The following is a 24,129-nucleotide window of genomic DNA, read 5'->3' as shown; positions in this document are numbered from 1 at the left end:
GGTCAGGTCTTCGTCCAGGCCGATCGACGGTGGAGGGGGAATCCCGCCCGGTGGAGGTTGGCCGCGCTGACCGAGCCGGGACGGGCCGTCGCGACGGCCAGGACGCAGCCCGCGGCACCGGCCACCCGGAGGCGGTGCCGCAGCAACCGCGACTGCGCGCCCCGGCCTCGGTGCGCGGGGAGCGTCGAGGCGCCCCCGAGCACGGCGACGTCACCGTGGATCGTCATGGCCGCGGCGGCGATGGGCACCCCTCGCTCGACGACCAGGAACCCCCGCACCGCCGGCTGCCGGTGTTCCGCGGCGAGGAAGGCGGCGACCGCCCCCTCCGCCTCGTATCCGGCCAGCAGGACCGGCAGGAAGGTGTCACCGGCGTCGATCACGGACGGCTCGGTCTCGGCGGGCGGCGGGTCCGCGTCGAGTCGTTTGACCGCCAGGACGCGCTCCCCGGTCCGCGTCCACCCCGCCGGTGCCAGCGTTTCCCCGAGGTCCGCCCCGATCACGGCGGGCTTCGCCCCGTTCCAGACCGGCGCGGTCACGAGGTCGATCACCGAGCCCACGGTCTCCCGGCTCACCCCGGTCACCGTCGACAGGAAGCCCAGCGCCGGGTCGGTGGCCAGCACGGCCAGCAGCCCGGCGTGGACCCACGCCTCGAAGCGACCCGGCAGTCCCGCTTCCGTGGCCGCCTGGCAGGCCGACGCCGTTCTGCGGTGCACGGCCTGCTCCGCCCGGTACCCGTACGACACGACCCCCAGCATGCTCGGGCCCTGGGCGAGCGGCTCGCCCAGGGCCCGGCACACTCAGGTCACCGGGTTCTCCACCAGGTACACCTCCGGTGACGGCGCACCGCAGGTGATCGGCAGCTCGCCGGCGTCGCCGTTGAACCTGATCGTCGCCGCGGCCGAACCCAGCGACACCGCCACGCTGGTCGCGCCGGGGTCGGGGCGGAAGGGGCCGGCGGCGAGGGTGCCCGTCGCGGGGAGCGGCAGCACGATGTCGTGGTCGCGGACGAGCGGCGTCGGCGGGATGTCCAGGCCGCCGGCGACGTTCTGGACCGCCGGGGAGCCGCCGCGCACCACCAGGTCGAGTTCCGTGACCCGGCCCGAGAAGCTGCCCGAGAAACCCTTGTCCAGCAGCTTGTTCACCGTCTCCTTGGGAATGGTCAGCGCGCCGGAGGCGTTCGTGAACGACATCGATCCGGTGCGGGACACCGTGAGCGGGATCGTGCCGCCGACCGCGATTCCCGCGTCGAGGTTCTCGCCGCCGAACGAACACCGGTAGGGCGCGTTGATGATGCCGTCGAGGTAGCCGGGGGCGACCGCCGGGAAGTTCAGCGGGGCGCCGTGGATGCGGGACACCGGTTGCCCCGCCGGGCCGCCGACCGCGATGGTGAGCAGCGCGTTGCCCGCGGTGGGCACGCAGGTGGCGTCCACCTTGAGCTGCAGGCCCCACGACGCCCGGAGCGTGACGTGCGCGACCGCCTGCTCGAACTTCAGCGTCACGGTCCCGCTCTGCGGTGCGGTGAACGGGCCGACGTCGAAGGTGCCCTGCAGCGGCAGGCCCACGGTGAGCGGCTCACCGGGCTTGATGACGATGTCCTTGATGGTCTGCGGGGGTTCGGTGACGTTGATGCTCGGCGGGTTCGCATGCGTGGCGCCGATGCTCAGCTGCGACACCGTGGCGTCGGCGCGGTCGATGCCGACCGTCCCGGCGAGCCCGGTCAGCCAGGTCGGGAACGTGATCGCGCCCGATCCCTGGGAAAGGGAGAACTGCTGGCCCGGTCCGAGGCTGGTGGCGACCACGCCCTGGACGTCGACGTTGGTCGCGAGGTCGAAAACCTTGGTGCCGCCCAGGTCCGGCAGCGTGATCGCGCAGCTGATCGGCAGGTTGAAGCGGCCGGTGTCGACGCCGACGGCGGGGACGTCCGCCGGGGCCAGCGCCTCGGCCGGGGGCGCCGCGACCACGGAGAGCAGGACCGCCGAAGCCGCGGCCAGTACGCCGATCCGCCGGGGGAGCGGATTTCCGAACATGGCTTTGCCTCCCTGGAAAAGGGGAACAGGACGACCCATGGGAGACCCGAAGGTGCTGGCGGTTCCCGTCGATTTCCAGGGTTCGGCAGGACATTTCCTTGCGTCACAACGCTTTTCATCACGGCCGGACGAGCGTTGAACGCCGTTCTGCTCACGGCGGAGAGCTCACCGCGGCGGCCACCCGGGCCGCCGCGGTGACCGGGTTCACCAGCCGGACGGGACGTATGCCCAGCCGAGGTAGTCGGAGCGCTGCGCGTAGGTGCTGGTCTGGTAGACCGACGGGCCGGTGCTGATCGCGACCCCGCCGCCGAGCGCGAGCATGATGTGCCCGTTGCTGGTGGTGCTGGTGAAGAACACCGCGGTGCCGGCCGGCGCGACCGACCCGGTGTGGATGCGGCCGTTGTTCTTCTGCCACTGGTAGTGCGTGGTGGCGCTGGCGAACCGGCCGCTGGTGCCGAAGGCGCGTTCGACGAACAGCTCGCACTGGTTGTTCCAGTCCGTGTGGCCCAGCCGCGCCTTGGCGAACGCGATCGCGCTGTCGGCGCGCGGGTCCGCGGGGTAGGCCGTGCCGCCCGCCTTGAGGCCGTCGGTGTCGCAGTGCGGGATGCCGCCGACGAAGCCCTCGGTCCCGGTCTTGACGAACTCGTCGGGCACCCACAGGTTGTCGGCGGTGAAGTCCCAGATCTCGTCCGACGCGGTGGCCTGGCAGACCACCGGCACCGAGGCGCCGGTCAGGTACTTGTTCGCCACGCTGCCGGCCGCGTCCGCCGCGTCACCCTTGTGCGCGCGGCCGTTGAGGTCCGCCTTCGCCGGGTACGCGTGCGGCGTCGTGCACTGCGGCGCGACCATCGAGGTCGAGCCCGTCTTGACGTAGGCGTCCGGGATCCAGACGCCGTCGGTGGTCAGGTCCCAGATGCTGCTGCCGCCGTAGGCCGGGCCGCTGTCCTGGCAAGCCAGCGCGACCGACGTGCCCGCGGGGTACATGTTCGCGAGGCGCTGCTTGCCCACCGCGACGTCCGGGTCCTTGACGGTGCGACCGTCCACTGTGGTCGTGACCGGATAGGTCGACGCGGCCTGGGCCGCGGGAGCGGCGGCCAGCCCGGTGACCGCGACGGCCAGCCCGATCGTGGCGGCCGCCGTCTTGAGTGTGGTTTTCACGTGTCCTCCAGAAACGATGCGTGCCGCCGATGGTCGGCCGGGGCCGTACAAGAGGCGTACAAGCCGGGCGCGAGCCAACCGCGCGACAGTGATGTCGCTCGCATTGTTGACAATCCATCCGACACGAGGGTTAACCTCGACGTCAGCGCCGATCGAAGGGGTCTCATGAACAGCGAAGAGGTCGAGCTCCACCTGCGGGAGCGGCTGTTGCGCGGGGACTTCACGCCCGGGTCCCGGCTGCCCGAGGTCAAGCTGGCCACCGAACTGGGCGTCACCCGCAACGCCGTCCGGTCCGCCCTGCTCGCGCTGGAGGCGCGGAAGCTCGTGGAGCGCATCCCGAACGTCGGGACCGTCGTGGCGCGGGTGGACCCCGACCGGCTGGAAGAGATCTACGACGTCCTCGAGGTCCTCGAAGGACTCGCCGCCCGGCTGGCCGCGCAGAACGCGGCCGACGGCGACTGGGCCGGGCTGGGGGAGCTGTTCGCCCCCGGGCCGCTCGACGAAGCCGCCGCGAACGGCGATCTCGAGACCTTCCTCCGGGCCATCGACACCTATCGCGACACCGTGATCCGCTTGGCCGGGCAGGATTTCCTCGCCGAAACCCTCGCCGGCATCCAGGACCAGGCGCACCTGCTCAGGCGCCGCATCCTCATGACGCCGGGCCGGATGGAAGAGAGCCTGGCCGAGCACCGGGCGGTGATCGACGCGCTGGTCGAGGGCGACGCCGAGCGGGCGGAACACCTCAAGCGCCTCAACATGCAGACCGCTCGCAAACGGCTTCGCCGCTACCGCGACTTCCTCGTCTGAACCGAACCACCGCAAAGGAAATTCATGTCCCACCACGAACGCAGAAGGGCGTTGAAGTCCCTTCTCGCCGGTTCCCGGTCCCTGGTCCTGCCCGGCGCCTACGACGCCTTCAGTGCCAAGCTGGTCGAACAGGCCGGCTATCCCGCCACCTACCTCGGCAGCTTCGCCGCGGCCGCGTCCGCCTTCGGCCTGCCCGACGTCGGGCTGGTCACCCTCACCGAGCTGGCCGAGCAGGCCCGCCGGGTCGTCGACGCCGTCTCGATCCCGGTACTGGCGGACGCGGAGAACGGCTTCTACGACGCACCCAACCTCTGGCGCGCGGTGAAGGCGTTCGAAGACGCCGGGGTCGCCGGGGTGCACCTCGAGGACAACCTCGGCGGCAAGCACACCGCCGTCCCGGCCGGGCTGCTGCCGGTCGAGGAGATGGCGGCCAAGGTCCGCGCGGCGGTCGACGCCCGGACCGATCCCGACTTCCTGGTCATCGCCCGCTCCGACGCGGCGTGGGTCGAGCACGACGTCGAAGCCTGCGTCCGCCGGCTGGAGGCGTACGCGGCGGCGGGGGCCGACATGGTCTTCGCGCCCGCCGTCCCGGCGGCCGAACTGGCCCGCGTGCGTCACCGGCTCACCGTGCCGGTGATGGTGCCCGGCGATCTGCTGGACGGGCCGGGCTCGGACGAGCCGTCGAGCACGCTCGCCGAGTACGAAGCGGCCGGCGCCGACGTGATCCTCCTGTGGTACACGGTGATCGGCGCCGCCTCGAAGAACGTCACCGCGGTGCTGGAGGCGCTGCGCGGCGGGAGCGACGTCTCCGGGGTGAAGGAGCTCGTCACCGATCAGCACGTCTTCGAAGCCTCGATGGGCTACGACGCCTACGAAGAGCGCAGCGCGCGGTACGCCGGTTCGGCGGCGGGGCGGGAGGTCCGGTCATGAGCGTCGTCTACGAAGGGGCGCGCGTGATCACCGGCTCGTCGGTGCTCGACGACGCGGCCATCGAGGTCCGGGACGGCGTGGTGACCCGGATCGGCGCGGGCCTCGCTCCGGCCCCCGGCTCGACCACGGTTCCGCTGCGCGGAAAGACCGTCATCCCCGCGCTGGTGAACCCGCACGGCCACATCGGTTACATGCGCGGGACGACGGCCCACGCGGAGCACTATTCGCGCGAAAACGTCGTGGACCACCTGCGCCGGCTGGCCTACTACGGCGTCAGCGTGTTCCAGTCGCTGGGGACCGACCGCGACGACACCGAAATCCGCGTGCGTGACGACCAGCGCGCGGGCCGGCTCGGGGAGCTCGACGTCGCGACCCTGTTCACCGCCGGGGCGGGGATCGTCGCGCCGACGCCGGGCGGGACGAACGGCGGGCCGTTCTTCGCCGCCGACGTCGTCCACGAGGCGACGAGCCCGGCGGGCGTCCGGGCTCACGTCCGCGAGCTGGCCGCGAAGAAGGCCGACGCGGTGAAGTTCTGGCTCGACGACCGGCACGGCACCAAGGCGAAGCTGGCTCCGGAGATCTACGAAGCCGTCATCGACGAGGCCCACGCCCACGGCCTGAAGGTGGCGGCCCACATCTACACGCTCGACGAGGCGAAGGCGGTCGTGCGGGCGGGGGCGGACATCATCGCGCACCTGCCGCGGACCCCGGGCGCCGACGGCGAACTGATCGAACTGCTGCTGGAGCGGAACGTCGCGGTGTTCACGTCGCTCGCCATCCAGCGCCCGCCCGGTGAGGCGTGGCTCGACGACCCGGCGCTGGCCGAGACCGTCCCGCCGGAGGCGATCGAGAGCCTGCGCGCGACGATCCGGGAGCACGCGCCGGAACCGCTGTTCGACACGGCGGAGTCCTACGGGCGCATGGAGAAGACGCTCGGCGTGCTCGCCGCCGCCGGCGTGCGGCTGGTGTTCTCCGCCGACACGGGGCTGCTCGCCCAGGTGCCGGGGTTCGCGGAGCACCGCGAGCTGGAAGCGCTCGTGGCGGCGGGGCTGTCCCCGCTGGCGGCGTTGCGGCTCGCGACGGAGGTGTCGGCCGAGCTGCTGGACCTGGCCGACCGGGGCAGCCTCGCGGTGGGGAAGCGGGCCGATTTCGTGGTTCTCGACGGTGATCCCCTGGACGACATCACGAACACCCGCCGGATCGACTCGGTGTACCTCGCCGGGCGGCGGGTGGACCGCGAAAGGCTGCGGGAAGGCTGGCGGAAGAACGCCGGCTGAGTCCGGCCGGGGCGGGCACCTCCGAGGTGCCCGCCCCGGCCGGAGGCGGAAGCCGGGCCGGTGCGCGAAGGCACCGGCCCGGCTTCCGTCGTCCCTTGTGGACGGTGTCAGCCGCCGACCTTCCGGTCGCGGCCCGTCCAGTACCGCTCCCGGAGCCGCCGCCGCACGATCTTGCCCGACCCCGTCTTCGGCAGCTCCGCCACGAACTCGACCGAGCGGGGCTTCTTGTAGCCGGCCAGGTGCCGCGCGCAGACGCCGATGATCTCCTCCGCCGTCACCGCATGACCTTCGCGCACCACGACGACCGCTTTCAGCGCTTCGCCCCACGTCTCGTCGGGGACGCCCACCACCGCGACCTCCGACACCGCGGGCAGCGTCGAGACCACGTTCTCGATCTCCGTCGGGTACACGTTGAACCCGCCCGTGACCACCATGTCCTTCTTGCGGTCCACGATGTACAGGTAGCCGTCTTCGTCGAAGCGCCCGAGATCGCCCGTGCCCGTCCAGCCGTCCGGGTCGATCATCGCCGCCGTCGCCTCGGGGAGGTTCCAGTAACCCATCATCGTCTGGTCACCGCGCACGGTGATCTCGCCGATCTCGCCCGGCGGCACCTCCGTGCCTCGCTCGTCGACGAGTTTCACCTCGACGAACGGGCTGACCCGCCCCGCGGACGCCAGCCGGCGGGGTACGCCGTCCGCCGGGTCGAACGCGTGGTCGCGGGCGGAGAGGCACGCGATCGGGATCGGCAGCTCGCTGAGCCCGTAGAACTGGATGAACACGTCGCCGAACACGGCGCGCGCCCGGGCGAGCCGGTCGGGGGCGATCGGCGAACCCGCGTACACGACGGTGTGCAGGGACCCGTAGCCGCCCGGGCGCTGTTCGGCCGCCAGCACCAGCAGGTTCAGCATCGTCGGAACCATCGGCAGGACGGACACCCGCTGCCGCTCGATCAGCTCGAGGGTCTCGGCGGCGTCGAACCGGGCGCGGGTGAGGTGGGTCGCGCCGCGGACGAAGTACGACGGCGCGACGTAGCCGCTCAGGTGGCTCAGCGGGGCGACGTGGAGGACGAGGTCGCCGTCCGCGGCCGGCGGGAGCTCCAGGAGTTCGTTGCGCACCATCGCCGCCCAGTTCGCGTGGCTCAGTGTCGCGCCCTTGGGCAGGCCGGTGGTGCCGCTGGTGTAGAGGATCGCGGCCGGGTCGTCCGCGCCGGGGCGGGCCGGTGGCGCGGGATCGGCGGCGCGCAGCTCGGCCAGGGTGGTGTCCCCGGGGCCGCCGGCGACGGTGACGACGGACCGCAGCGCCGGCAGCTGGTCACGCACCCCGGCCAGCCGCTCGGCCCAGTCCGGACCGGCGAACACCACCGAGGCGGCGCAGTCGGCGAGGATGTGGACGACCTCGCGCAGGTGCAGCCGGACGCTGAGGGCGGTCCGCACGAACCCGCCGGTGAACAGCGCGTGCTCGGCCTCGAAGAACTCGGGGCAGTTGGCCAGCAGGAGGACCCCCCGGTCGCCGCGCCGCAGGCCCAGCCGGGTGAGCCCGCCGGCGATGCGGTGCACCCGGTCGCCGAGCTCCCGGTAGGTGAGGGCGTGCTCGCCGTCCCGGACGGCGACCCGGGAGCCGAACTCCCGGTAGGCCCGCTCGTAGAGGTCCGCGATGGTGACCTCGGCGCCGCGGCGCCGGTGGTCCAGCCCGTCGGGCCCGATCGTCCCGCCGGCGGTTTCCCGGTCTGGCGCAGCCGTCTCGCTGAGCATCGTCGTCCCACCTCCCCGATCCCGGCGCGTCTTTGTACCGGTCGGTCTAGATACGTCTGTTATCAGCTGATTATGCGTGGACCGATCGGTATAAACAAGGGTCGCGTTCCCGAGTAGGCTGACACCATGGCCGATGCTGATCTGCACTTCTACTTCGATCCCGTCTGCCCCTTCGCCTGGATGGCGAGCAAGTGGGTCCGCACCGTCGCGCGCCAGAAGCGGTACGACGTCGAATGGCGCTTCATCTCGTTGCGGCTCCTCAACGCCCACCTCGACTACGCGGCGCACTTCCCGCCGGAATACGAGGCTTCGCACACGGCGGGTTTGAAGCTGCTTCGCGTGGCCGCGAGCGTCCGCCGGGAGCACGGCCCGGCGCCGATCGGGGCGTTCTACGAGGTGCTGGGGGAGGAGACGTTCGAGCGCGAGACCGTGCCGGGTGGCACGGCGGCCGCCGTCCACCGGGGCACCCGCGCGCTGGCGACCGAGGCGCTGGCACGCAGCGGCCTGCCGGCCGAGCACGCCGACGCGCTGGAGGATGCGAAGTGGGACGCGGTGATCCAGGCGGAGACGGACGTCGCGCTGACCCTGACCGGCAAGGACGTCGGCACGCCGATCCTGCACTTCGAGCCGCCGACGGGAACGGCCCTGTTCGGCCCGGTGATCAGCCGTCTCCCGGACGACGACCAGGCGGTCGAGCTGTGGGAGCACGTGGTGGCGTTGTCCCGGTTCCCCGGATTCGCCGAGCTGAAGCGCAGCCTGCGGGAACAACCGCAGCTGCCGTCGTTCGGCGTCGGCGCGGGCGAAGCGGGGAAGCAGGAGGACTGGCACGGCGGAAGCCGCCGCCAGAAGAAATGACGGCGGCGCCGGTCGATGACCCCCGCTCCCGCCGGCGCACCGTCCTGCCGGTCGGCAGGGTCCCGCTCTCCGCCGCCCGAAGCCACAGCCGGACGGGAGGGGCCGGTGTGTTGCCCGTCAGCCCTGCCAAGGTTGACCGGCTCATACGCCGACTGATCGGTACAACCTATCGCGCGCCCGAGTGACGCCACCGGGCTCCCCGGCCGATACCCTGTGGATCGTTCGGTCCACGAGGAAGGGGGCTCCGGCAGATGACGGCAACGGGTTTCGAGGCCAACCGGGCGCGCGTGATCGGCATCGCGGCCGAGCTGTTCGCGCGGAACGGCTACCACGGCACCGGGATCGCCGAGCTCGGCGCCGCCGCCGGCCTCGGCCGCGGGGCGCTCTACCACTACATCGGCAGCAAGGAGGCCGTGCTCTACGCGATCAGCAAGGAGCAGGTCGACAAGATGAACGGCTACGCCGAGGACCTGCTGGACCAGGGGCTCCCGGCCGAGGAGCTGCTCCGCCGGATGGCGCGGGGGCTGCTGCGCAACATCGCGGAGCACCGCGCGGAGTGGGCGGTGTTCTTCCGCGAGTACACGGCGCTCACCGGCGAGTGGCGCGACCACGTGATCACGGCTCGCGAGCGGTACGAGGGGTACTGGCGGCAGGCGCTGGACCACGGCGTCCGCAGCAAGGTGCTGAAGCAGACCCCGCGACTGCTGGTGAAGGGCATCCTGGGGATGCTCAACTACACGTACCTGTGGTTCGAGCCCGGCGGTGAGCTGACGCCCGACCAGGTGGCGGACCTGTTCCTCGACGCCCTGATCGAGGGTATCCGCGCCTGACCCGGCCGGCCCGACTCTTCCCGCTCCTTCCGCGAAACGGCGTGAAGCACTGCACATACTCTTGTACCGATCGGTCCGTACACATATTGTCGAGGGGTATTCGCCGGTCGCTGTGACCCCTCGGAGGAGCCATGACCCCACCGCGTGACGCGGTCATCGTCGACGTGCTGCGCACGCCGGCCGGCAAAGGCAAGCCGGGCGGCGCCCTCTCCCACGTCCACCCGGTGCACCTGCTCGCCGACGTCCTCGCCGCGCTCGTCCGCCGCACCGGGATCGACCCCGCGCTCGTCGACGACGTCATCGGCGGCTGCGTCACCAAGGCCGGCGAACAGGCGGTCAACCCGACGCGCAGCGCGGTGCTGGCCGCCGGGTTCCCGCTCACGGTCCCGGCCACCACCGTCGACCGCCAGTGCGGCTCGAGCCAGCAGGCGGTGCACTTCGCCGCGCACGCGATCCAAGCCGGCGCGGCCGACGTCGTCATCGCCTGCGGCGTGGAGTCGATGTCGCGCGTGCCGATGCACTCCGACACCCAGGGTGCCGACCACCTGGGCACCCGGATCTCCGGCCGCTTCCCCGGCGGCCTGATCGGCCAGGGCCTGTCCGCCGAGCTGATCTGCGCCCGGTGGGGGCTCGGCCGCGAGGAGCTGGACGAGTTCTCCGCGGCGTCCCACGCGCGGGCCGCCGCCGCGCGACCGGCCTTCACGCCGGACCTGGTCACCGTGACCGACGCGCCCGGCGTGCTCGCCGACGAAACGATCCGGCCGTCGACCACGCCCGACGGGCTCGCCGCGCTCCGGCCGTCCTTTGTGGATGAAGAAGCCGCGCGGCGGTTCCCGGAGATCGACTGGAAGATCACGCCGGGCAACTCGTCGCCGCTGTCCGACGGCGCGGCCGGCGTCCTGCTGATGAGCGCGGAGAAGGCCGGACGGCTCGGGCTGACGCCGCGCGCCCGCGTCCACGCGACCGCCGTCGTCGGGGACGACCCGGTGGTCATGCTGATGGGCGTCGTCCCGGCCACCCGCGCGGTGCTGGACCGCGCCGGGCTCACGCTCGACGACATCGACCTGTTCGAGGTCAACGAGGCGTTCGCCCCGGTGCCGCTGGCCTGGCAGCGCGACCTGAAGGTCGAGCACGAGCGGCTCAACGTGCACGGCGGCGCGATCGCGCTCGGTCACCCGCTGGGCGCCAGCGGCGCCCGGATCATGACGACGCTCGTGGGCGCGCTGGAGCACCGGGGCGCGCGTTTCGGGCTGCAGACCATGTGCGAATGGGGCGGGATGGCCAACGCCACGATCGTCGAGCGGGTCTGAGTATGTCGCACATTTCCGTACAGAACGATCGGTACAGGTATGCCATGGATGCAGACCACGCCACGGACCGGGTCGCGCTCGTTACGGGCGCGTCCCGGGGTATCGGCGCGGGCATCGCGCAGCAACTGCTCAGCCGGGGCGTTCGCGTCGCCGGCACCTACCGGTCCGGCGGCGAGCTCGTCGGGAAGCTCGCGGCGGACCACCCCGGCCGCGTCCTGCCGGTGGCGTTCGACCTCGCCGCGCCGGAAACGGCCGAAGCGGTGGTCGAACGGGTCACCGGGCAGTGGGGACGGCTCGACACGCTCGTGCTCAACGCCGCCGTGTGGCAGGGCGGCAAGCTCGCCCGGATCGACCTCGGCGACTGGTGGCGCGTGATCGAAGAGAACCTGCGCAGCACGGCGGCGCTGGTCCGGGCCGCGATCCCGTGGCTGGCCCGGGGCGAGGACGCGGGCGTCGTGATCATCGGCTCCGCGGTCGGCTCGGTGGGCTTCCCGGGTGACACCGCGTACGCGAGCGTCAAGGCGGCGGCGGTGGGATTCGCGCGGTCGCTGGCGAAGGAACTGGCCCCGCACGGCGTCCGCGTCAACGTGCTCGCGCCCGGGTTCGTCGACACCGACATGACCTCGGCCATCCCGGAGGCGGCCCGCCGGAAGATCGCCGACGCCACCCTGCTCGGCCGGTTCGGCACGGTCGAGGAGATCGCCAAGGCGGCCGTCTTCCTCGCCGAGGACGCCACGTTCTGCACCGGCGCCGTACTCGCCGCCGACGGCGGCTGGACGCTGTGAACCCAAGGAGGAAACCATGACCGCAGGCCTGCCCGCCGACGAGTACCGGAAGGTGCGCGACAGCGTCTTCGCGACCATCTGGGACGAGCTCGATCCGCTCGAGCACCGGATCGAAGACACCGAGAAAATCCCCTACGACGTCGTCCTGCCCGCGCTGCGCGCGTGCGGCGCGTTCGGGCTGATCGTGCCGCGGGAGTACGGCGGCGCCGGGTTGTCGATCGCGCAGTACCTGCCGATCCTCGCGGAGTTCGCCAAGATCCAGGGCGGCATCCGGGCGCTCGTGCACGTCCACAACTCGTTCGCGCACGCGCTGTCGGAGATCGGGAACGCCGAGCAGAAGCGGGAGATCCTGCCCGGTGCCGCGGCCGGCGAGAAGTCGCTCGCCTTCGCGCTCACCGAGCCCGGCAACGGGACCGGCGCGGACTTGTCGACCACGGCGCGCCGCGACGGAGACGGCTACGTCATCGACGGCCACAAGTGGCTGATCACCAACTCGGACATCGCCTCGCACTTCCTCGTGTTCGCCAAGACGTCGGCGACGGAGGTCTCGGCGCTCATCGTCCCGCGCGACACGCCGGGCTTCACCATCGCGCCGCTGCCCGAGACGATGGGCTGCAAGGGCGCCGAACACGGCGAGCTGAGGTTCACCGGCGTCCGCGTGCCCGCGTCGGCGCTGGTCGGTGCCGAAGGTGAGGGCGGCGCGCACCTGGAGCGGGCGCTGGAGATCAGCCGGGTGTTCATCGCCGCGTCGTCGCTCGGCACGGCGTCGCGCGCGCTCGAGCTTTCCCTGAAGTACTCCCAGGAACGCGTCACCTTCGGCAAGCCGATCGGGCAGCGGCAGGCGATCCAGCGGTACCTGGCCGAGATGGCGGCGGATGTGTACGCGTTGCGCGGCATGCTCGCCGACACCGCGGCCAAGTGGGACGGCGGAAAGCGCATTCCGGCGGAGTCGTCGATGCTCAAGCAGTTCGGGCTGGAAGCCGTCGGCCGCGTCACCGACCGGGCCCTGCTGGTGCACGGCGGGATCGGCTACACGCGGAAGTATCCGATCGAGCGGCTCTACCGCGACGCGCGGCTCAACTGGCTGGAAGAGGGCACGCCGACCATCCAGTACATGGTGGCGGCGCGGGAACTGCTGGACGGTTACGAGTTCGACGACGCGTTCAGCGTCGCGTAGCCCGCTTCGCACCCCACGGCCGGGTGCCCGGCCGCCTGTGGCGCTGCTCGCAATCCTTGGGTGCCGCGGCGGTCCGGGCTTATGTTTGACATAAGTGTCAAACATGGATCGGTGGAGGTAGCGATGCCGTCGGCAAGCTCGGCTGAGATCGTCGAAGCGTTCTGGGACGCGGTGTGGAACGGGCACAACCCGGACGCGGTCGACGATTACGTCGTCGAAGACTTCGTCATCACCAACGCGGGGGAGCGGATCGAGGGGCGGGAGAGTTTCAAGGCCTGGATCCGCGCGTTCCTCCGGCAGGTCCACGACCTCGAGCTGGAGGTTGTCGAGACGTTCCAGAACCACGACGGCAGCCGGGTCGCCTCGCGGTGGAAGGTGCACGGGCGCAACAACGGCGTGCTCGGCACCGAGCCGGACGGGCAGCCGATCTCCTTCAGCGGCACGGCCGTGTGGGAGGTGCGCGACGACGGCAAGCTGCTGCACAACCACGTCGAGCGCGCGTCCTGGGAGCTGTACCGGCGCTTGAACGCGGCCTGAGCCGTGCGGGCGCGGACCCCGGAGTCGGTGGCGCTCGCGGCCGTGGCGCCGGTTCGCCGCCCGGCTGTGGCGCGCCTGGGCTCGGTCTGCCTGGCCGCCGCCCGGCGGGTGCCGGCCACCTCGGTCGCGCTCGCCGTGGGGGTGAGCGGGGCGGTCTGCCTGGCCGCCGCTGGGCGGGTGCCGGCCACCTCGGTCGCGCTCGCCGTGAGGTGAGCGGGCAGGGCTGCTGCCGTCGATCCAGCCCGCGGTTCGCCGGGGACTCCGTCTTCGGTGCGCGGGCCAGGTCGGCTCGCGGGTGAAGGGAGCTCCATGGCGGGCGTACGGCAGTTCGACGAGCGGGTCGCCCTCGGCCGCGCGCTGGACGTCTTCGAGGCGCGCGGCTGCCGGGCGACGTCGATGCTCGGCCTCGCCGCCGGCACCGGCGTCCAGCGCGGCTCCCTCCACCACGCCTACGGCGGCAAGGAGGAGATCTTCCTGCGCGCGTTCCGCGAGTACACGGGCCGGTTCCTGGCCGGCGCGGCCGAGGCGCCCGCCGTCCCGGGAAGCGCGCGGCGCTGGTGGCGTTCTTCGGCTTCTGCATCGAGACCTTCGCGGCCGGCTCACCGGCACGCGGCTGCCTGTCGACGCGCACGGCCGTCGAGGCGGCGACCGGGTCCCCCCCCCGCGGAAGCGGGCGATGCTCGAGGAGCTGGAGACCGTCGTCCACGACGGACTCGCCGCGATCGGCGACGGCGTGGAGCCGGTGATCGGGCTGCGCAGGGCGGCCCGCCTGGTCGTCACGACCACGCGGGGCCTCGCGGTGCTGGAGCGCGTCGGGCACGGGCCCGCACAGCTGCGGGAGATCGCGGAAGACCTGGTGACGTCGCTGCTCGGTGCCGAGGATCGCCCGGGCGGGTGAAGGAAGGCCCGGGCGACCCGCCGGTCAGCGCCGGCGCGGAGCCAGCAGCAAGGCCGTGAACGTGATCGCGCACGCGAGGACGATGTACAGCGAGATCACCCACGACCCGCCGAAGCCCGCGAACAGCGCCGCCGCCAGGAAGGGCGCCGGGCCGCTCGTGATCAGGCTGCCCACCTGGTACGCGACCGACACGCCCGTGTAGCGGTGGTCGGCGTCGAACAGGTCCGCGAGGAAGCCGGCGATCGCGCCGTAGGTTGTCGCGTGGCCGAACGTCGCCAGGAGGACCATCGCGATCAGCACCGCCCCGGTGGATCCGGTGTCGATGAGCCAGAAGAAGGGGAACGCGACGAGGGCGGAGTAGACCGCTCCGCCGAGCAGGACCTTCCGCCTGCCGATGCGGTCGGCGAGCATCGCCACCAGCGGCACCGCGGCGATGTCCACCAGGGACGCGATGATCAGGCACAGCAGCACCGTGCCGCGAGAGACGCCGGCCGCCCCGGGCCCGTACGACAGCACGAAGACGCTCGCGACGTAGAACGGGATGTTCGTCCCGGCCTGCGCGAAGATCCCGACCAGGACGGCGCGCAGCGAGCGTCGCAATGTCTCCTTCAGCGGGAACGGGGAAACCCCCTCCACCCGTGCCACCCGCTCGAACTCCGGGGACTCCTCGAGCCGGCTCCGGACGTACAGGCCGACGACGATCAGCACCGCGCTCGCCAGGAACGGCAGCCGCCAGCCCCAGCCGAGCAGCTGGTCCTGGGGGAGCTGCTGGACCGCGAGGAAGGCCGACGCCGACAGCACCAGCCCCGCCGGGACGCCGGCCTGCGGCCAGCTGCCGTAGAAGGCACGGCGGTGCGGAGGCGCGTGCTCGACGGCCATCAGCACGGCGCCACCCCATTCGCCGCCGACCGCGAAGCCCTGCAGCAGCCGCACGACCACCAGCAGGACCGGGGCGGCGACGCCGATGGCGGCGTAGGTCGGCAGCAGGCCGATGGCGACCGTCCCGCCGCCCATCAGGAGCAGGGACAGCATCAGCATCCGCTTGCGGCCCAGCCGGTCACCGAAGTGCCCGAACACGATGCCGCCCAGCGGCCGCGCGACGAACGCGACGCCGAAGGTCGCGAACGCCGCGAGCGTCCCGGCGAGGGGGCTGAGGGTGGGGAAGAACCGGGAATTGAACACCAGGGTCGCGGCCGACCCGAAGAGGAAGAAGTCGTACCACTCGATCGCCGTGCCGACGAAGCTCGCGAACGCCACGCGGGCGGGCTTGACCCGCACGCTTTGTTGTTGCTCGACAACCACAACTACCTCCAACGGCATCGGGGGAGACGGCCCGGGCGGGTCTCGAAGGGGCACCGCCGGGGTGGACGCCGCCGGGCCCGGACGGGGGAACCGGGCCCGGCGGCGGACGGCCAGGCCGCCGGTGCGCCGACCGTGACCTGGGACGTTGCGAGGACTATAACCGGCCGGACCGATCGGTACAAGACTGCGATGGGCTGCTGGCGAAAAGGTGAAGTGCGCGAGGAAAGGGGACAGTCAACCTGATCTATGGCTGAGTGTCGGGGGTGGGAGGCATCCGAATCCGGCCTGCTATGACTTGCGCGACGCCGTTGGACTGATCGTTCCAAAGGTGCTCCGTGCCGACCCGCCCCACGTCCGGGGTCCTTAGTACTTTCCGCCTATCCCGGAGTCTCCGAAGATCGGATGTGCGCGCACACCCCCGGCGGCGATGCTCGACTCACCGCCCGCGGCACGCGGGCCCGAAGTCCGAAGAGGAGATGTCATGCGTTCGGTCGATGTCGTGCAGGGACACGAGACGGCGTGGTCGTGGCTGGCGCTCGGTCTGGCCGGCGCGGCCGTGCTGGCCTTCGTCGTGCTGTTCCTGTCCGCTCTGGTCAGCATCCTCGGCTCCCGGCTGACCGGGGGGATGAAGCTGGTGTGGGTCGTGTTCGCCTTCTGCGCGCCGTTCCTGGGCAGCCTGCTGTGGTTCGCGTTCGGCCGCCGCGACGCCTACCTCCCCGCGCGGCGATGATCGTCGCGGAGGGGCTGGCGAAGACCTACCGCGGCGGCGCCGGCGTCGAGGACCTGTCCTTCACGGTCCGGCCCGGCGTCGTGACCGGCTTCCTCGGCCCGAACGGGGCCGGCAAGTCGACGACCATCCGGCTCATGCTCGGCCTGACCCGCGGCCGTGGCCGCACCACCTTCGGCGGCCGGACCTACGCCCACGTGCCGGGTCCACTGCGGACGGTGGGCGTGCTCACCGACGCCGCGGCGGTGCACCCGGGCCGGACGGCCGCCGCGCACCTGCGGATGGTCGCCGCAGGCGGTGGTCTGCCCGCGCGGCGCGTCCGGGAGGTTCTCGCGACCGTCGGCCTGGAGTCCGTGGCGGGCCGGCCCGCCGGCCGGTTCAGCCTCGGCATGAAGCAGCGGCTCGGCCTGGCCACGGCGTTGCTCGGCGACCCGGAGTACCTGATCCTCGACGAACCGGCCACCGGCCTCGACCCCGAAGGGGTGCGGTGGATCCGCGCCCTGCTGCGCCGGCTGGCCGGCGAGGGCCGCACGGTCCTCGCCTCCTCGCACCTGCTGGCCGAGATGTCGCTGCTCGCCGAGGACCTCATCGTCATCGGCGCCGGCCGGCTCGTCTCGGCCGGGCCGCTGGCGGAGTTCGTCCGGCGGCACGCGCGCGCCGACGTCGTGGTCCGCGTCGAGAGCCCCGGCGCGCTGATGGTCGCGCTGGCGCGCGACGGCCTGCACGTGCGCCAGGAGGCGGCGGGGGAGCTGGTCGTCGACACCGCCGACACCGGCCGGGTCGCCGCGGTCGCCGCCCGGGCCGGGATCGCCGTGCGGGAGCTGTTCGTGCGGCAGAGCGGCCTGGAGGACGCCTTCCTCGCCGCCACCGCGGCCGCCGTCCGGCACCGGGGGGAGCTGCCGTGAGGAACGCGCTGGCCTACGAATGGGTCCGGGTCCGCTCGCTGCGCTCGACGTGGCTGCTCCTGGCGGGCGCCGGGGTGCTGCAGTTCGCCTCGGGCCTGTACTGGGGTCTCAAACGCGACCTCGGGACGCTCGACGCGTTCGGCTCGGCGTTCGGTCTCACCGACCGGCTCGGCGCGCTGCTCGTCGCCGCCGCCGGCGTCGCCGCGTTCGGGCTCGACCACCAGCACGGCACCCTCGCGACCACGCGGCTCGTGCTGCGCTCGCCGGCCCGGATCGTCGCCGCGCGAGCCCTGGTCACCGCCGCGCTCGGGCTGCTCGCCGGGGTCCTGATGGTGGTGCTGACCGCCGCCGGCGTGCTGGCCGGCGGGGGCGCCCTGCCCGCCGGCGCGGGGGCGGCGGGCAGGGCGGCGGGCGCGGTGCTCCTGCTGACCGTCCTTTCCGGACTCGCCGGGGTGGCGCTCGGCGGGCTGCTGCGGCACCCCGGGCTCGCCGTCGGCGTGTTCGCGGTGTGGACGTTCGTCGCGGAGACGACGCTGGCCGCGCTCGCCGCCGTGCCGGTGACCGCGCTGCCGTTCAGCGGCACGGCGCTCTTCGCGCTGCCGGGGACGGCGGAGTTCGCCGTCCTGGTCGTCCTCGCGCTGGGCGCGACGGCGTTCACCCTGGTTCGCCGTGACGGCTGATCCGGCGCACCCTAACCTGTACGCGATGAAGCGATGGCTGAGCTGGTGGGACGGGCGCGTCGTCCTGCTCGCGCTCGACGTCGCGGTGGCCGCGGCCGTGGTCGTGGTGACCCTGACCGGCGGCGACCCGCGTGACCCGCACCCGGCGCTCTACGTGCCCGCGGTGGTCGTCTCGGCGCTGGCTCTGCTGGCCCGCCGCCGGTGGCCGTTCCTGGTGCTGCTGGTCGCGGTGGCGTGCATGCCGGCCGGGGTGACGCTGCTGCCGCTGATGGTGGCGCAGTACTCGGTCGCGGCCCGGCACGGCGTGAGCGTCGTGACCGGGGCCGCCGTGGTCGTCGCCGGGATCGCCGGGAACGTGCTGCAGGTGCTGCGGGACCCGGGGAGCTTCACCCTCGTCGTGGTCGTGCTGGGCTCCTTCGTGCTCGGCCCGGCGCTGGCCGGGTTGTGGATGCACCAGCGGGCCGCGCTGCTGGCCGTGCTGCGGGACCGGGCGGACGAAGCCGAGCGCACCCGCACGCTGCTGGCCGACCAGGCGGTGTTCGCCGAGCGGCGGCGGATCGCGCGCGAGATGCACGACGTCGTCGCCCACCGCGTGACGGCGGTCGCGCTGCAGGCCGGCGCGTTGTCGCTGCGGGCCCCGGACGAGCGGACCGAGCAGGCCGCCGAGACGATCCGGGCCACCAGCGCGACCGCGCTGGACGAGCTGCGGGACATCCTGCGGGTGCTGCGCGACGACGCCCCGGACGCCGCGAACCCGGGCGCCGGTGTCCTCGCGTCGCTGGAGGACCTGGTGGAGGAGGTCGCCGCGACCGGGGCGCGGGTCGAGCTGCGGCTGCCGGACCCGCTGCCCGCGGTGCCGGACCAGGTCGGCCGGGCCGTCTACCGGGTCGTGCAGGAGTCCCTCACCAACGCGGGCAAGCACGCCCCGCACGCGGCCGTCGACGTCCGGCTGGCCGTCTCCGGCGACCGGCTGGCGGTCGAGGTGACCAACCGGCTGACCCCGCACGGCAGCGCCGTCCCGGGGTCCGGTTACGGCCTGGTGGGGATGCGGGAACGGGTCGAGCTGGCGGGCGGCGACCTGCGGACCGGCCCGACCGGTGACGGCCGGTTCCGGGTGCTGGCCCGGTTCCCGGTGGGCGAGGAGGCGAAGTGACGGTCAAGGTCGTGCTGCTGGAGGACGAGGAGCTGGTCCGCAGCGGCATCCGGATGATCCTCGAGTCGGCGGACGACGTCGAGGTGGTCGCCGAGGACGGGACCGGCGAGCGGGCGGTGGAGCTCACCGACCGCTACCGGCCCGACGTCGTGCTGACCGACGTCCAGATGCCGAAGGTCGACGGGCTCGAGGTGGTCCGGCGGCTGGCCGGCCACCCGGCGGCCCCGGCGGTCGTGGTCCTGACGACGTTCGACGTCGACGAGTACGTCTACACCGCGCTCCGCCACGGCGCGGCCGGGTTCCTGCTGAAGGACACCCCGCCCCGCGAGCTGGTCACGGCGGTCCGGGTGGCGGCCCGCGGCGAGGCGATGCTGTCGCCGAAGATCACGAAGCGCCTGCTGGCGGAATTCGCGGCCGGTGGCGGAACTTCGCGGGCGCGCGAGCGGCTTTCGGTGCTGACGCCGCGCGAGCACGACGTGGCGGTCCACATCGGACAGGGGCTGAGCAACGCGGAGATCGCCAGGGCCCTGGTCGTCAGCGAGTCGACCGTGAAGGTCCACATCGGACACATCATGGCGAAGCTGGCGGCCGCGAACCGGACCCAGGTGGCGATCCTCGTCCACGACGCCGGCCTGAGCTGACGGGGTCAGCGCCCCGCCCGCCGGGCGAGGACCTTCAGCGACCGCTCGCACCAGCGCAGGTTCTCCCGCTCGAACGACAGGCCCCGCATCAGCGTCAGGTACGGCCCGACCCGCTCGGCCTCCGCGAGGTAGTCGTCCTCGAACCGGCCGTCCAGCAGGCGGGCCCGCAGCTTTTCGTACCGGGCGATCTTCGCCTCCGCCCGGGTCATCCGCTCCTCGAGCGCGCGCCGCACCGCCGCCTCGTCGCCCGCGTCCACCGCCTGGACCTGCACCAGCAGCTCGTCGCGGATCACCCCCGGCCGGGGCGGGCGCGCGGTGAACCCGTGCAGGGACCGGCGGCCGGCTTCGGACAGCGAGAACAGCCGCTTGTCCGGCCGCCGCTCCTGGTGGACGACGCGGGCGTGCACCAGGCCCTCCGCCGCCATGCGGTCGAGCTCCCGGTAGAGCTGCTGCGGGGTCGCCGCCCAGAAGTTCGCCACCGAGGCGTCGAACCCCTTCGCCAGGTCGTAGCCGGACGCCTCGCCCTCGAGCAGCGCCGCCATCAGCGCGTGGCGCAGTGCCATGCTCAACTAGTTGACTGCTTCGCGCTGGATCTGCTCGAACTGCGCGGCCATCGCCCCGGACAGCGCCTGCGCGGCCGACAGCGGGCGGACCATCACCGTGAACTCGTCGATCAGGCCGTCGTCGTCCAGGTGCAGGAAGTCGCAGCCCTCGACGCGCACGTCCCCGATCCGGGCCTCGAAGACGAGGGCGTGGTCCCGGCCTTCGCCGCCGGTCAGCTCCCGCACGTAACGGAAGTCTTCGAAGACCCGCAGCACGCCGCGCAGGATCGCGGCCGTGATCGCCTTCCCCGGGTACGGCCGGAACGCGACCGGGCTCCGGAACACCACGTTCTCCGCCAGCGCCGCGGCCATGGCGTCGGGATCGCGCGCCTCGACCGCCTTGCGGAAACCGCTCATCGCCCACCTCGCACCTAGTCAATTAGTTGAGTACCCGGGCAGCCTACGTCCCACCGCCTCGGCTTGGCTAGTCCGGCAAAGGGCGCTTTGCCGGAATGAGGTCCGACGAGTGAGCTGTCTAGGGCTGGCACCAGTGGAAATCCGGTAAAAGCCCGATAGCCGGTTTACCACCTCCGCGCCCGGGTAGCCGGACGACATGAGTGCGACGACACCGCTCGAGCACGAGACCCGGACGACCGGGGCGTGGCGGATCGGCCTCCCCGGCCTGGCCACCCTCGCCGTCTGCTTCGGCTTCGCCCGCTACGGCTACGGCCTGTTCCTGCCGCGGTTCCAGGCCGAGTTCGGCGGCTCCGCCGGGGTGCTCGGCGCCGTCACCAGCGCCGGCTACCTCGGCGGCCTGGCCGCCCTCGGCGTGGTCGCCTGGACGTCCGGCCGGCTCGGCGCCCGCTGGCCGGTCGCGGCCGGGGTCGGCGCGGCGGCGGCCGGGATGCTGATGATCGCGCTGGCCCGCGGCCCGGCCCTGTTCGCCGCCGGGGTCGTCGTCGCCGGGATGTCGCCGTGCTGGGTGTGGGCGCCGTACTCCGACGTCGTCGAGGACGAAGTCCGCCCGGCGGGCCGGCGGCACGCGCTGGCGATGATCAGCACCGGGACGACGTTCGGCGCCGCCGTCGCCGGGGTGGCGGCGCTGCTGGTGCCCGGGCCGGGCTGGCGGGCCGTCTGGATCGCCTTCGCGGCCGTGGCGGTGGCCGTGACGGCGTGGAACCTGCGGGTGCTCCCCGCCGCGGCCCGGGCGGTCGCCGGCGGGCCCGCGAAGCTGTTCTCCCGGCCCGGCGTCGGACGGCTGCTCGTCGCGTCCGTCTCCTCCGGCCTGGTCGGGGCGGCCTGCTGGTCGTTCGCCGGGCTGGCCGCCGGCGGCCGGGGGAGCGCCCCGCTGCTGTGGACGCTCATCGGCGTCGCCGGGGCCGCCGGGCTGGCCACGGGCGCGTTAGTCCGGCGGGCGGGGCTGCGCCGCGTGTACGTGGCCGCCCAGCTGGTGCTCGCCGGCGCGAGTGCGCTGTTCGGCGTGTCCGGCTGGGGCTTCGCCGTCGTCGCCGGTGTGCTCTACGGTGCCGGGTTCATGGTCGGGGGCGCGCTGCTGCCGCTGTGGAGTTCCGCCCTCTTCGCCGACCACCCGACGCGGGGCTTCAGCGTGGTGATCGTGTTCAACACCCTCGGCGCGGCGCTCGGGCCGGCGGCGTTCGGCTTCGTCGCCGACCGGGCCGGCCTGCCGGTGGCGTTCGCGCTCACCGCGGTGCTCGCGCTCGTGAGCATCGCGGCACGACCGCGAGAGGAGTGACCGTGGACCTCATCGGCGGGCTGGTCTGCCTCGACTTCGCCAACACCGTCGGGCCCCGCCGGTCGCGGCCGGGCAAGGCGGCCCACGACCACCTCGGCGAGCCCGCGGACCTCGTCGATTGGTGCGAACGGGCGGGGACGATCGGCGGCAACCGCGCCCGGCTGCTCCGGCGGCGCGTCGAACGGCACCCGGCCGCGGCCGCCGAAACGCTCGCCCGCGCCGTCGCCCTGCGCGAAGCGATCCACGCGGTGTTCGCCGCGATCGCCGACGGCGAGGACCCGCCCGCGGCGGCGCTCGCCGACGTCCAGCACGCGTACGCCGAAGCGATGGCCCACGCCGAGCTCGTCCCGACCCCCGGCGGCCTCGACTGGAGCTGGGCCGCGAGCACCGGCCTCGACGCCCTGCTCTGGCCGATCGCCCGCTCCGCGGCGGAAGCGGCGCTCACGGCGGACTTCGGCCGCATCCGGAAGTGCCCGGGCCACGAAGGCAGCTGTGGCTGGCTCTTCTACGACACCAGCAAGAACGGGCTGCGCCGCTGGTGCAGCATGCGGGCCTGCGGCAGCTGGGAGAAGGCCCGCCGCCACGGCGACCGCCCGTGACCGCTCGACGACGCACAGCTCTGCCACAGGCCTGGCACAGCCGCGGTCGCCACGCTGGCCCACGGCCGGGTCAAGCGGAAGTCAACCGGCCCTTACCGAACTGCGGAAGGACTGGCATGGGACACGATCACGAGGGGCAGCGCGTCAGCAGGCGCAGGGTGCTCGCCGGGGTGAGCTCGGTCGGCTTGGGCGCGCTCGTCACCGCGTGCGCGGGCCGAAGGGCGGTGACGACGTCCACCGGGGAAACCGTGGCGCTGCAAGCGGTCACCGACGCCGATCTCACGGCCCTGTTCGCCGGCGCGCGCACCTGCACCCTCACCGCCACCACCACGCAGGGGCCGTACTACTTCGACGCCGACAAGATCCGGAGCGACATCCGCGAGGACAAGCCGGGGACGAAGCTGCGGCTCGCGCTGCAGGTGCAGGACAGCGAGACGTGCAAGCCGATCCCGCACGCGGTCGTCGAGATCTGGCACTGCGACGCGGGCGGCCTGTACTCGGGCGCGGAAGCGGCGTCCGGCGGCGGCGGCGGGACGCCACCCACGGGCGAACCGCCGACGGGGACCCCGCCCACCGGCGGCCCGCCGCCCGGCGGCGACAGCGACCTGATCCCCACCGACGACCAGCGGTACCTGCGCGGCGCCCAGGTCACCAACCAGCGCGGGATCGTCGAGTTCACCACGATCTGGCCGGGCTGGTACCGCGGCCGCACCATCCACGTCCACGTGATGGTGCACGTGGGCAACGAAAAAACGCTGACCACGCAGCTGATGTTCGACGAGCAGCTCAACGCGGCGGTGCTGGCCACCGAGCCGTACGCGCAGCGCACCGGCCGCGACACCTTCAACGACGACGACTCGATCTACGAGCCGGGCATGCTGCTGAAGGTCACCAGGTCCCGCGACGGGTACGTCGGCTGCATCGTGCTGAACGCCGACCCCGACCACGACGGGGTCTGAGGGTGAAGGCCTCCGGTTGTGAGGTGTCCGGGAACCACGTCACCGACCGGGGGCCTTCGCGTCCCGCCCTGACCCCGCGGGCCCGGATCACCCTCCGCCGACCAGTTTCGTGTACGGGCACAGGGTTTTCGCCTTCTCGGTCAGCCGTGGCGCCTCGTCGACACCCGGCCACGTCACGGTGACGCCGGCGCGCAGCAGGTGGCCGGGACCGGCCGGGTCGCGGCCGACCGCCACCGTCGCCGAGACCGTCAACCCGGCCGGGTCGAGGCCGGCGTCGCGGGCGAGCACGCTCAGCGTCGCGTGGAAGGACGCGGCGTACCCGGCCGCGAACAGCTGCTCGGGGTTGGTGCCGGCCCCGGTTCCGCCGAGGTCGCCGGGGAGCCGGAGGTCCAGCCGCAGGTCGCCGTCGGCGGCTCGCGCACGGCCGGACACCCGGCCGTGCGCGAGCGGACCGCCGGCCACTGTCACCGTGGTGGTGTAGAGGGCGGTGAACTCCCGCACGGAGCCGCCTTTCCCCGCGCGCACG

Annotated in this window: 27 protein-coding genes and 1 pseudogene; 20 read left to right on the top strand and 8 right to left on the bottom strand. The window is 73.0% G+C overall.

Going from position 1 to position 24,129, the window contains the following annotated elements; all coding sequences use genetic code 11:
* Window positions 1–2: 2 nt before the first annotated feature.
* The 3 genes from ACH54P_RS08520 to ACH54P_RS08510 form a co-directional block, all read right to left on the bottom strand.
* The gene (locus ACH54P_RS08520) at window positions 3–797 is read right to left on the bottom strand and encodes a GNAT family N-acetyltransferase (RefSeq protein WP_489911792.1); all 795 of its coding nucleotides are present in this window, start codon (window positions 795–797) and stop codon (window positions 3–5) included.
* A complete protein-coding gene (locus tag ACH54P_RS08515; protein ID WP_489911791.1) occupies window positions 798–2,027 on the bottom strand; it encodes a hypothetical protein in 1,230 nt (409 codons plus the stop codon).
* 204 nt (window positions 2,028–2,231) lie between these two features.
* On the bottom strand, window positions 2,232–3,185 hold the full coding sequence (locus ACH54P_RS08510) for a hypothetical protein (RefSeq protein WP_489911790.1): 954 nt from the start codon (window positions 3,183–3,185) through the stop codon (window positions 2,232–2,234).
* Window positions 3,186–3,350: 165 nt separating this feature from the next.
* Here ACH54P_RS08510 and ACH54P_RS08505 point away from each other — a divergent pair, with 165 nt between their 5' ends.
* The 3 genes from ACH54P_RS08505 to ACH54P_RS08495 are packed head-to-tail and all read left to right on the top strand — an operon-like array spanning window position 3,351 to window position 6,199.
* Complete coding sequence (locus ACH54P_RS08505; protein WP_489911789.1) at window positions 3,351–3,992, top strand: GntR family transcriptional regulator; 642 nt, start codon at window positions 3,351–3,353, stop codon at window positions 3,990–3,992.
* A 24-nt stretch (window positions 3,993–4,016) separates the two neighbouring features.
* Complete coding sequence (locus ACH54P_RS08500) at window positions 4,017–4,922, top strand: isocitrate lyase/PEP mutase family protein (RefSeq protein WP_489911788.1); 906 nt, start codon at window positions 4,017–4,019, stop codon at window positions 4,920–4,922.
* Window positions 4,919–6,199: an amidohydrolase family protein gene (locus tag ACH54P_RS08495; protein ID WP_489911787.1), complete on the top strand. Its 1,281-nt coding sequence runs from the start codon at window positions 4,919–4,921 to the stop codon at window positions 6,197–6,199. Before ACH54P_RS08500 ends, ACH54P_RS08495 begins: the two co-directional genes overlap by 4 nt.
* Before the next feature lie 107 nt (window positions 6,200–6,306).
* On the opposite strand, the gene ACH54P_RS08490 is transcribed toward ACH54P_RS08495, so the two are convergent.
* A complete protein-coding gene (locus tag ACH54P_RS08490) occupies window positions 6,307–7,950 on the bottom strand; it encodes a class I adenylate-forming enzyme family protein (RefSeq protein ID WP_489911786.1) in 1,644 nt (547 codons plus the stop codon).
* Window positions 7,951–8,076: 126 nt separating this feature from the next.
* On the opposite strand from ACH54P_RS08490, the gene ACH54P_RS08485 reads away from it, so the two are divergent.
* The 9 genes and pseudogenes from ACH54P_RS08485 (at window position 8,077) to ACH54P_RS08445 (ending at window position 14,342) form a co-directional block, all read left to right on the top strand.
* Window positions 8,077–8,805 (top strand): DsbA family protein, encoded by a 729-nt coding sequence (locus ACH54P_RS08485; RefSeq protein WP_489911785.1) that lies wholly within the window; start codon window positions 8,077–8,079, stop codon window positions 8,803–8,805.
* Window positions 8,806–9,056: 251 nt separating this feature from the next.
* Entirely contained in the window at window positions 9,057–9,635 is a 579-nt protein-coding gene (locus ACH54P_RS08480; protein ID WP_489911784.1) for a TetR-type transcription factor C-terminal domain-containing protein, read from the top strand.
* A gap of 131 nt (window positions 9,636–9,766) precedes the next feature.
* Window positions 9,767–10,945, top strand: coding sequence for a thiolase family protein (locus ACH54P_RS08475; RefSeq protein ID WP_489911783.1), 1,179 nt, complete (start codon window positions 9,767–9,769; stop codon window positions 10,943–10,945).
* 44 nt (window positions 10,946–10,989) lie between these two features.
* Window positions 10,990–11,730 carry an SDR family NAD(P)-dependent oxidoreductase gene (locus ACH54P_RS08470; RefSeq protein ID WP_489911782.1) on the top strand — a complete coding sequence of 247 codons (741 nt, stop codon included), beginning with the start codon at window positions 10,990–10,992 and terminating at the stop codon, window positions 11,728–11,730.
* A gap of 16 nt (window positions 11,731–11,746) precedes the next feature.
* A complete protein-coding gene (locus tag ACH54P_RS08465) occupies window positions 11,747–12,907 on the top strand; it encodes an acyl-CoA dehydrogenase family protein (protein WP_489911781.1) in 1,161 nt (386 codons plus the stop codon).
* Window positions 12,908–13,030: 123 nt separating this feature from the next.
* Window positions 13,031–13,444, top strand: coding sequence for an ester cyclase (locus ACH54P_RS08460; RefSeq protein ID WP_489911780.1), 414 nt, complete (start codon window positions 13,031–13,033; stop codon window positions 13,442–13,444).
* Window positions 13,445–13,447: 3 nt separating this feature from the next.
* Window positions 13,448–13,657, top strand: coding sequence for a hypothetical protein (locus tag ACH54P_RS08455; RefSeq protein WP_489911779.1), 210 nt, complete (start codon window positions 13,448–13,450; stop codon window positions 13,655–13,657).
* Window positions 13,658–13,753: 96 nt separating this feature from the next.
* Window positions 13,754–13,912, top strand: a pseudogene (locus ACH54P_RS08450) (TetR family transcriptional regulator); the annotation flags it as partial.
* A 208-nt stretch (window positions 13,913–14,120) separates the two neighbouring features.
* Complete coding sequence (locus ACH54P_RS08445) at window positions 14,121–14,342, top strand: hypothetical protein (protein ID WP_489917153.1); 222 nt, start codon at window positions 14,121–14,123, stop codon at window positions 14,340–14,342.
* Between the two features lie 24 nt (window positions 14,343–14,366).
* Here ACH54P_RS08445 and ACH54P_RS08440 read toward each other — a convergent pair whose 3' ends face one another.
* A complete protein-coding gene (locus ACH54P_RS08440; protein ID WP_489911778.1) occupies window positions 14,367–15,620 on the bottom strand; it encodes an MFS transporter in 1,254 nt (417 codons plus the stop codon).
* A gap of 505 nt (window positions 15,621–16,125) precedes the next feature.
* On the opposite strand from ACH54P_RS08440, the gene ACH54P_RS08435 reads away from it, so the two are divergent.
* From ACH54P_RS08435 to ACH54P_RS08415, 5 genes are read left to right on the top strand one after another with little or no spacing between them, the layout of a single operon-like run.
* Complete coding sequence (locus ACH54P_RS08435) at window positions 16,126–16,374, top strand: PLD nuclease N-terminal domain-containing protein (protein ID WP_489911777.1); 249 nt, start codon at window positions 16,126–16,128, stop codon at window positions 16,372–16,374.
* Window positions 16,371–17,276, top strand: coding sequence for an ABC transporter ATP-binding protein (locus ACH54P_RS08430; protein ID WP_489911776.1), 906 nt, complete (start codon window positions 16,371–16,373; stop codon window positions 17,274–17,276). The genes ACH54P_RS08435 and ACH54P_RS08430 overlap by 4 nt, the downstream gene beginning before the upstream one ends.
* Window positions 17,273–17,956: a hypothetical protein gene (locus tag ACH54P_RS08425; protein ID WP_489911775.1), complete on the top strand. Its 684-nt coding sequence runs from the start codon at window positions 17,273–17,275 to the stop codon at window positions 17,954–17,956. Before ACH54P_RS08430 ends, ACH54P_RS08425 begins: the two co-directional genes overlap by 4 nt.
* A gap of 25 nt (window positions 17,957–17,981) precedes the next feature.
* On the top strand, window positions 17,982–19,109 hold the full coding sequence (locus tag ACH54P_RS08420; protein WP_489911774.1) for a sensor histidine kinase: 1,128 nt from the start codon (window positions 17,982–17,984) through the stop codon (window positions 19,107–19,109).
* Window positions 19,106–19,750 (top strand): response regulator, encoded by a 645-nt coding sequence (locus tag ACH54P_RS08415; protein WP_489911773.1) that lies wholly within the window; start codon window positions 19,106–19,108, stop codon window positions 19,748–19,750. Before ACH54P_RS08420 ends, ACH54P_RS08415 begins: the two co-directional genes overlap by 4 nt.
* Window positions 19,751–19,755: 5 nt before the next feature.
* On the opposite strand, the gene ACH54P_RS08410 is transcribed toward ACH54P_RS08415, so the two are convergent.
* Both ACH54P_RS08410 and ACH54P_RS08405 read right to left on the bottom strand, forming a co-directional pair.
* Window positions 19,756–20,313 carry a PadR family transcriptional regulator gene (locus tag ACH54P_RS08410; RefSeq protein ID WP_489911772.1) on the bottom strand — a complete coding sequence of 186 codons (558 nt, stop codon included), beginning with the start codon at window positions 20,311–20,313 and terminating at the stop codon, window positions 19,756–19,758.
* A 6-nt stretch (window positions 20,314–20,319) separates the two neighbouring features.
* Window positions 20,320–20,709 (bottom strand): nuclear transport factor 2 family protein, encoded by a 390-nt coding sequence (locus tag ACH54P_RS08405; protein ID WP_489911771.1) that lies wholly within the window; start codon window positions 20,707–20,709, stop codon window positions 20,320–20,322.
* A 196-nt stretch (window positions 20,710–20,905) separates the two neighbouring features.
* Here ACH54P_RS08405 and ACH54P_RS08400 point away from each other — a divergent pair, with 196 nt between their 5' ends.
* From ACH54P_RS08400 to ACH54P_RS08390, 3 genes are all read left to right on the top strand, one after another.
* Window positions 20,906–22,045 carry an MFS transporter gene (locus tag ACH54P_RS08400; RefSeq protein WP_489911770.1) on the top strand — a complete coding sequence of 380 codons (1,140 nt, stop codon included), beginning with the start codon at window positions 20,906–20,908 and terminating at the stop codon, window positions 22,043–22,045.
* A 2-nt stretch (window positions 22,046–22,047) separates the two neighbouring features.
* Entirely contained in the window at window positions 22,048–22,644 is a 597-nt protein-coding gene (locus ACH54P_RS08395) for a CGNR zinc finger domain-containing protein (protein ID WP_489911769.1), read from the top strand.
* Between the two features lie 116 nt (window positions 22,645–22,760).
* The gene (locus ACH54P_RS08390; RefSeq protein WP_489911768.1) at window positions 22,761–23,603 is read left to right on the top strand and encodes a peptidase associated/transthyretin-like domain-containing protein; all 843 of its coding nucleotides are present in this window, start codon (window positions 22,761–22,763) and stop codon (window positions 23,601–23,603) included.
* An 87-nt stretch (window positions 23,604–23,690) separates the two neighbouring features.
* Here ACH54P_RS08390 and ACH54P_RS08385 read toward each other — a convergent pair whose 3' ends face one another.
* Window positions 23,691–24,104, bottom strand: a complete 414-nt coding sequence (locus ACH54P_RS08385; RefSeq protein WP_489911767.1) for an Ohr family peroxiredoxin — start codon at window positions 24,102–24,104, stop codon at window positions 23,691–23,693.
* Window positions 24,105–24,129 lie beyond the last annotated feature (25 nt).

The sequence above is a fragment of the Amycolatopsis sp. N2S4-7 genome, assembly GCF_058119595.1.
Note: the sequence above shows the minus strand (reverse complement) of the source record. Positions and strands in the feature narration are given on the sequence as shown.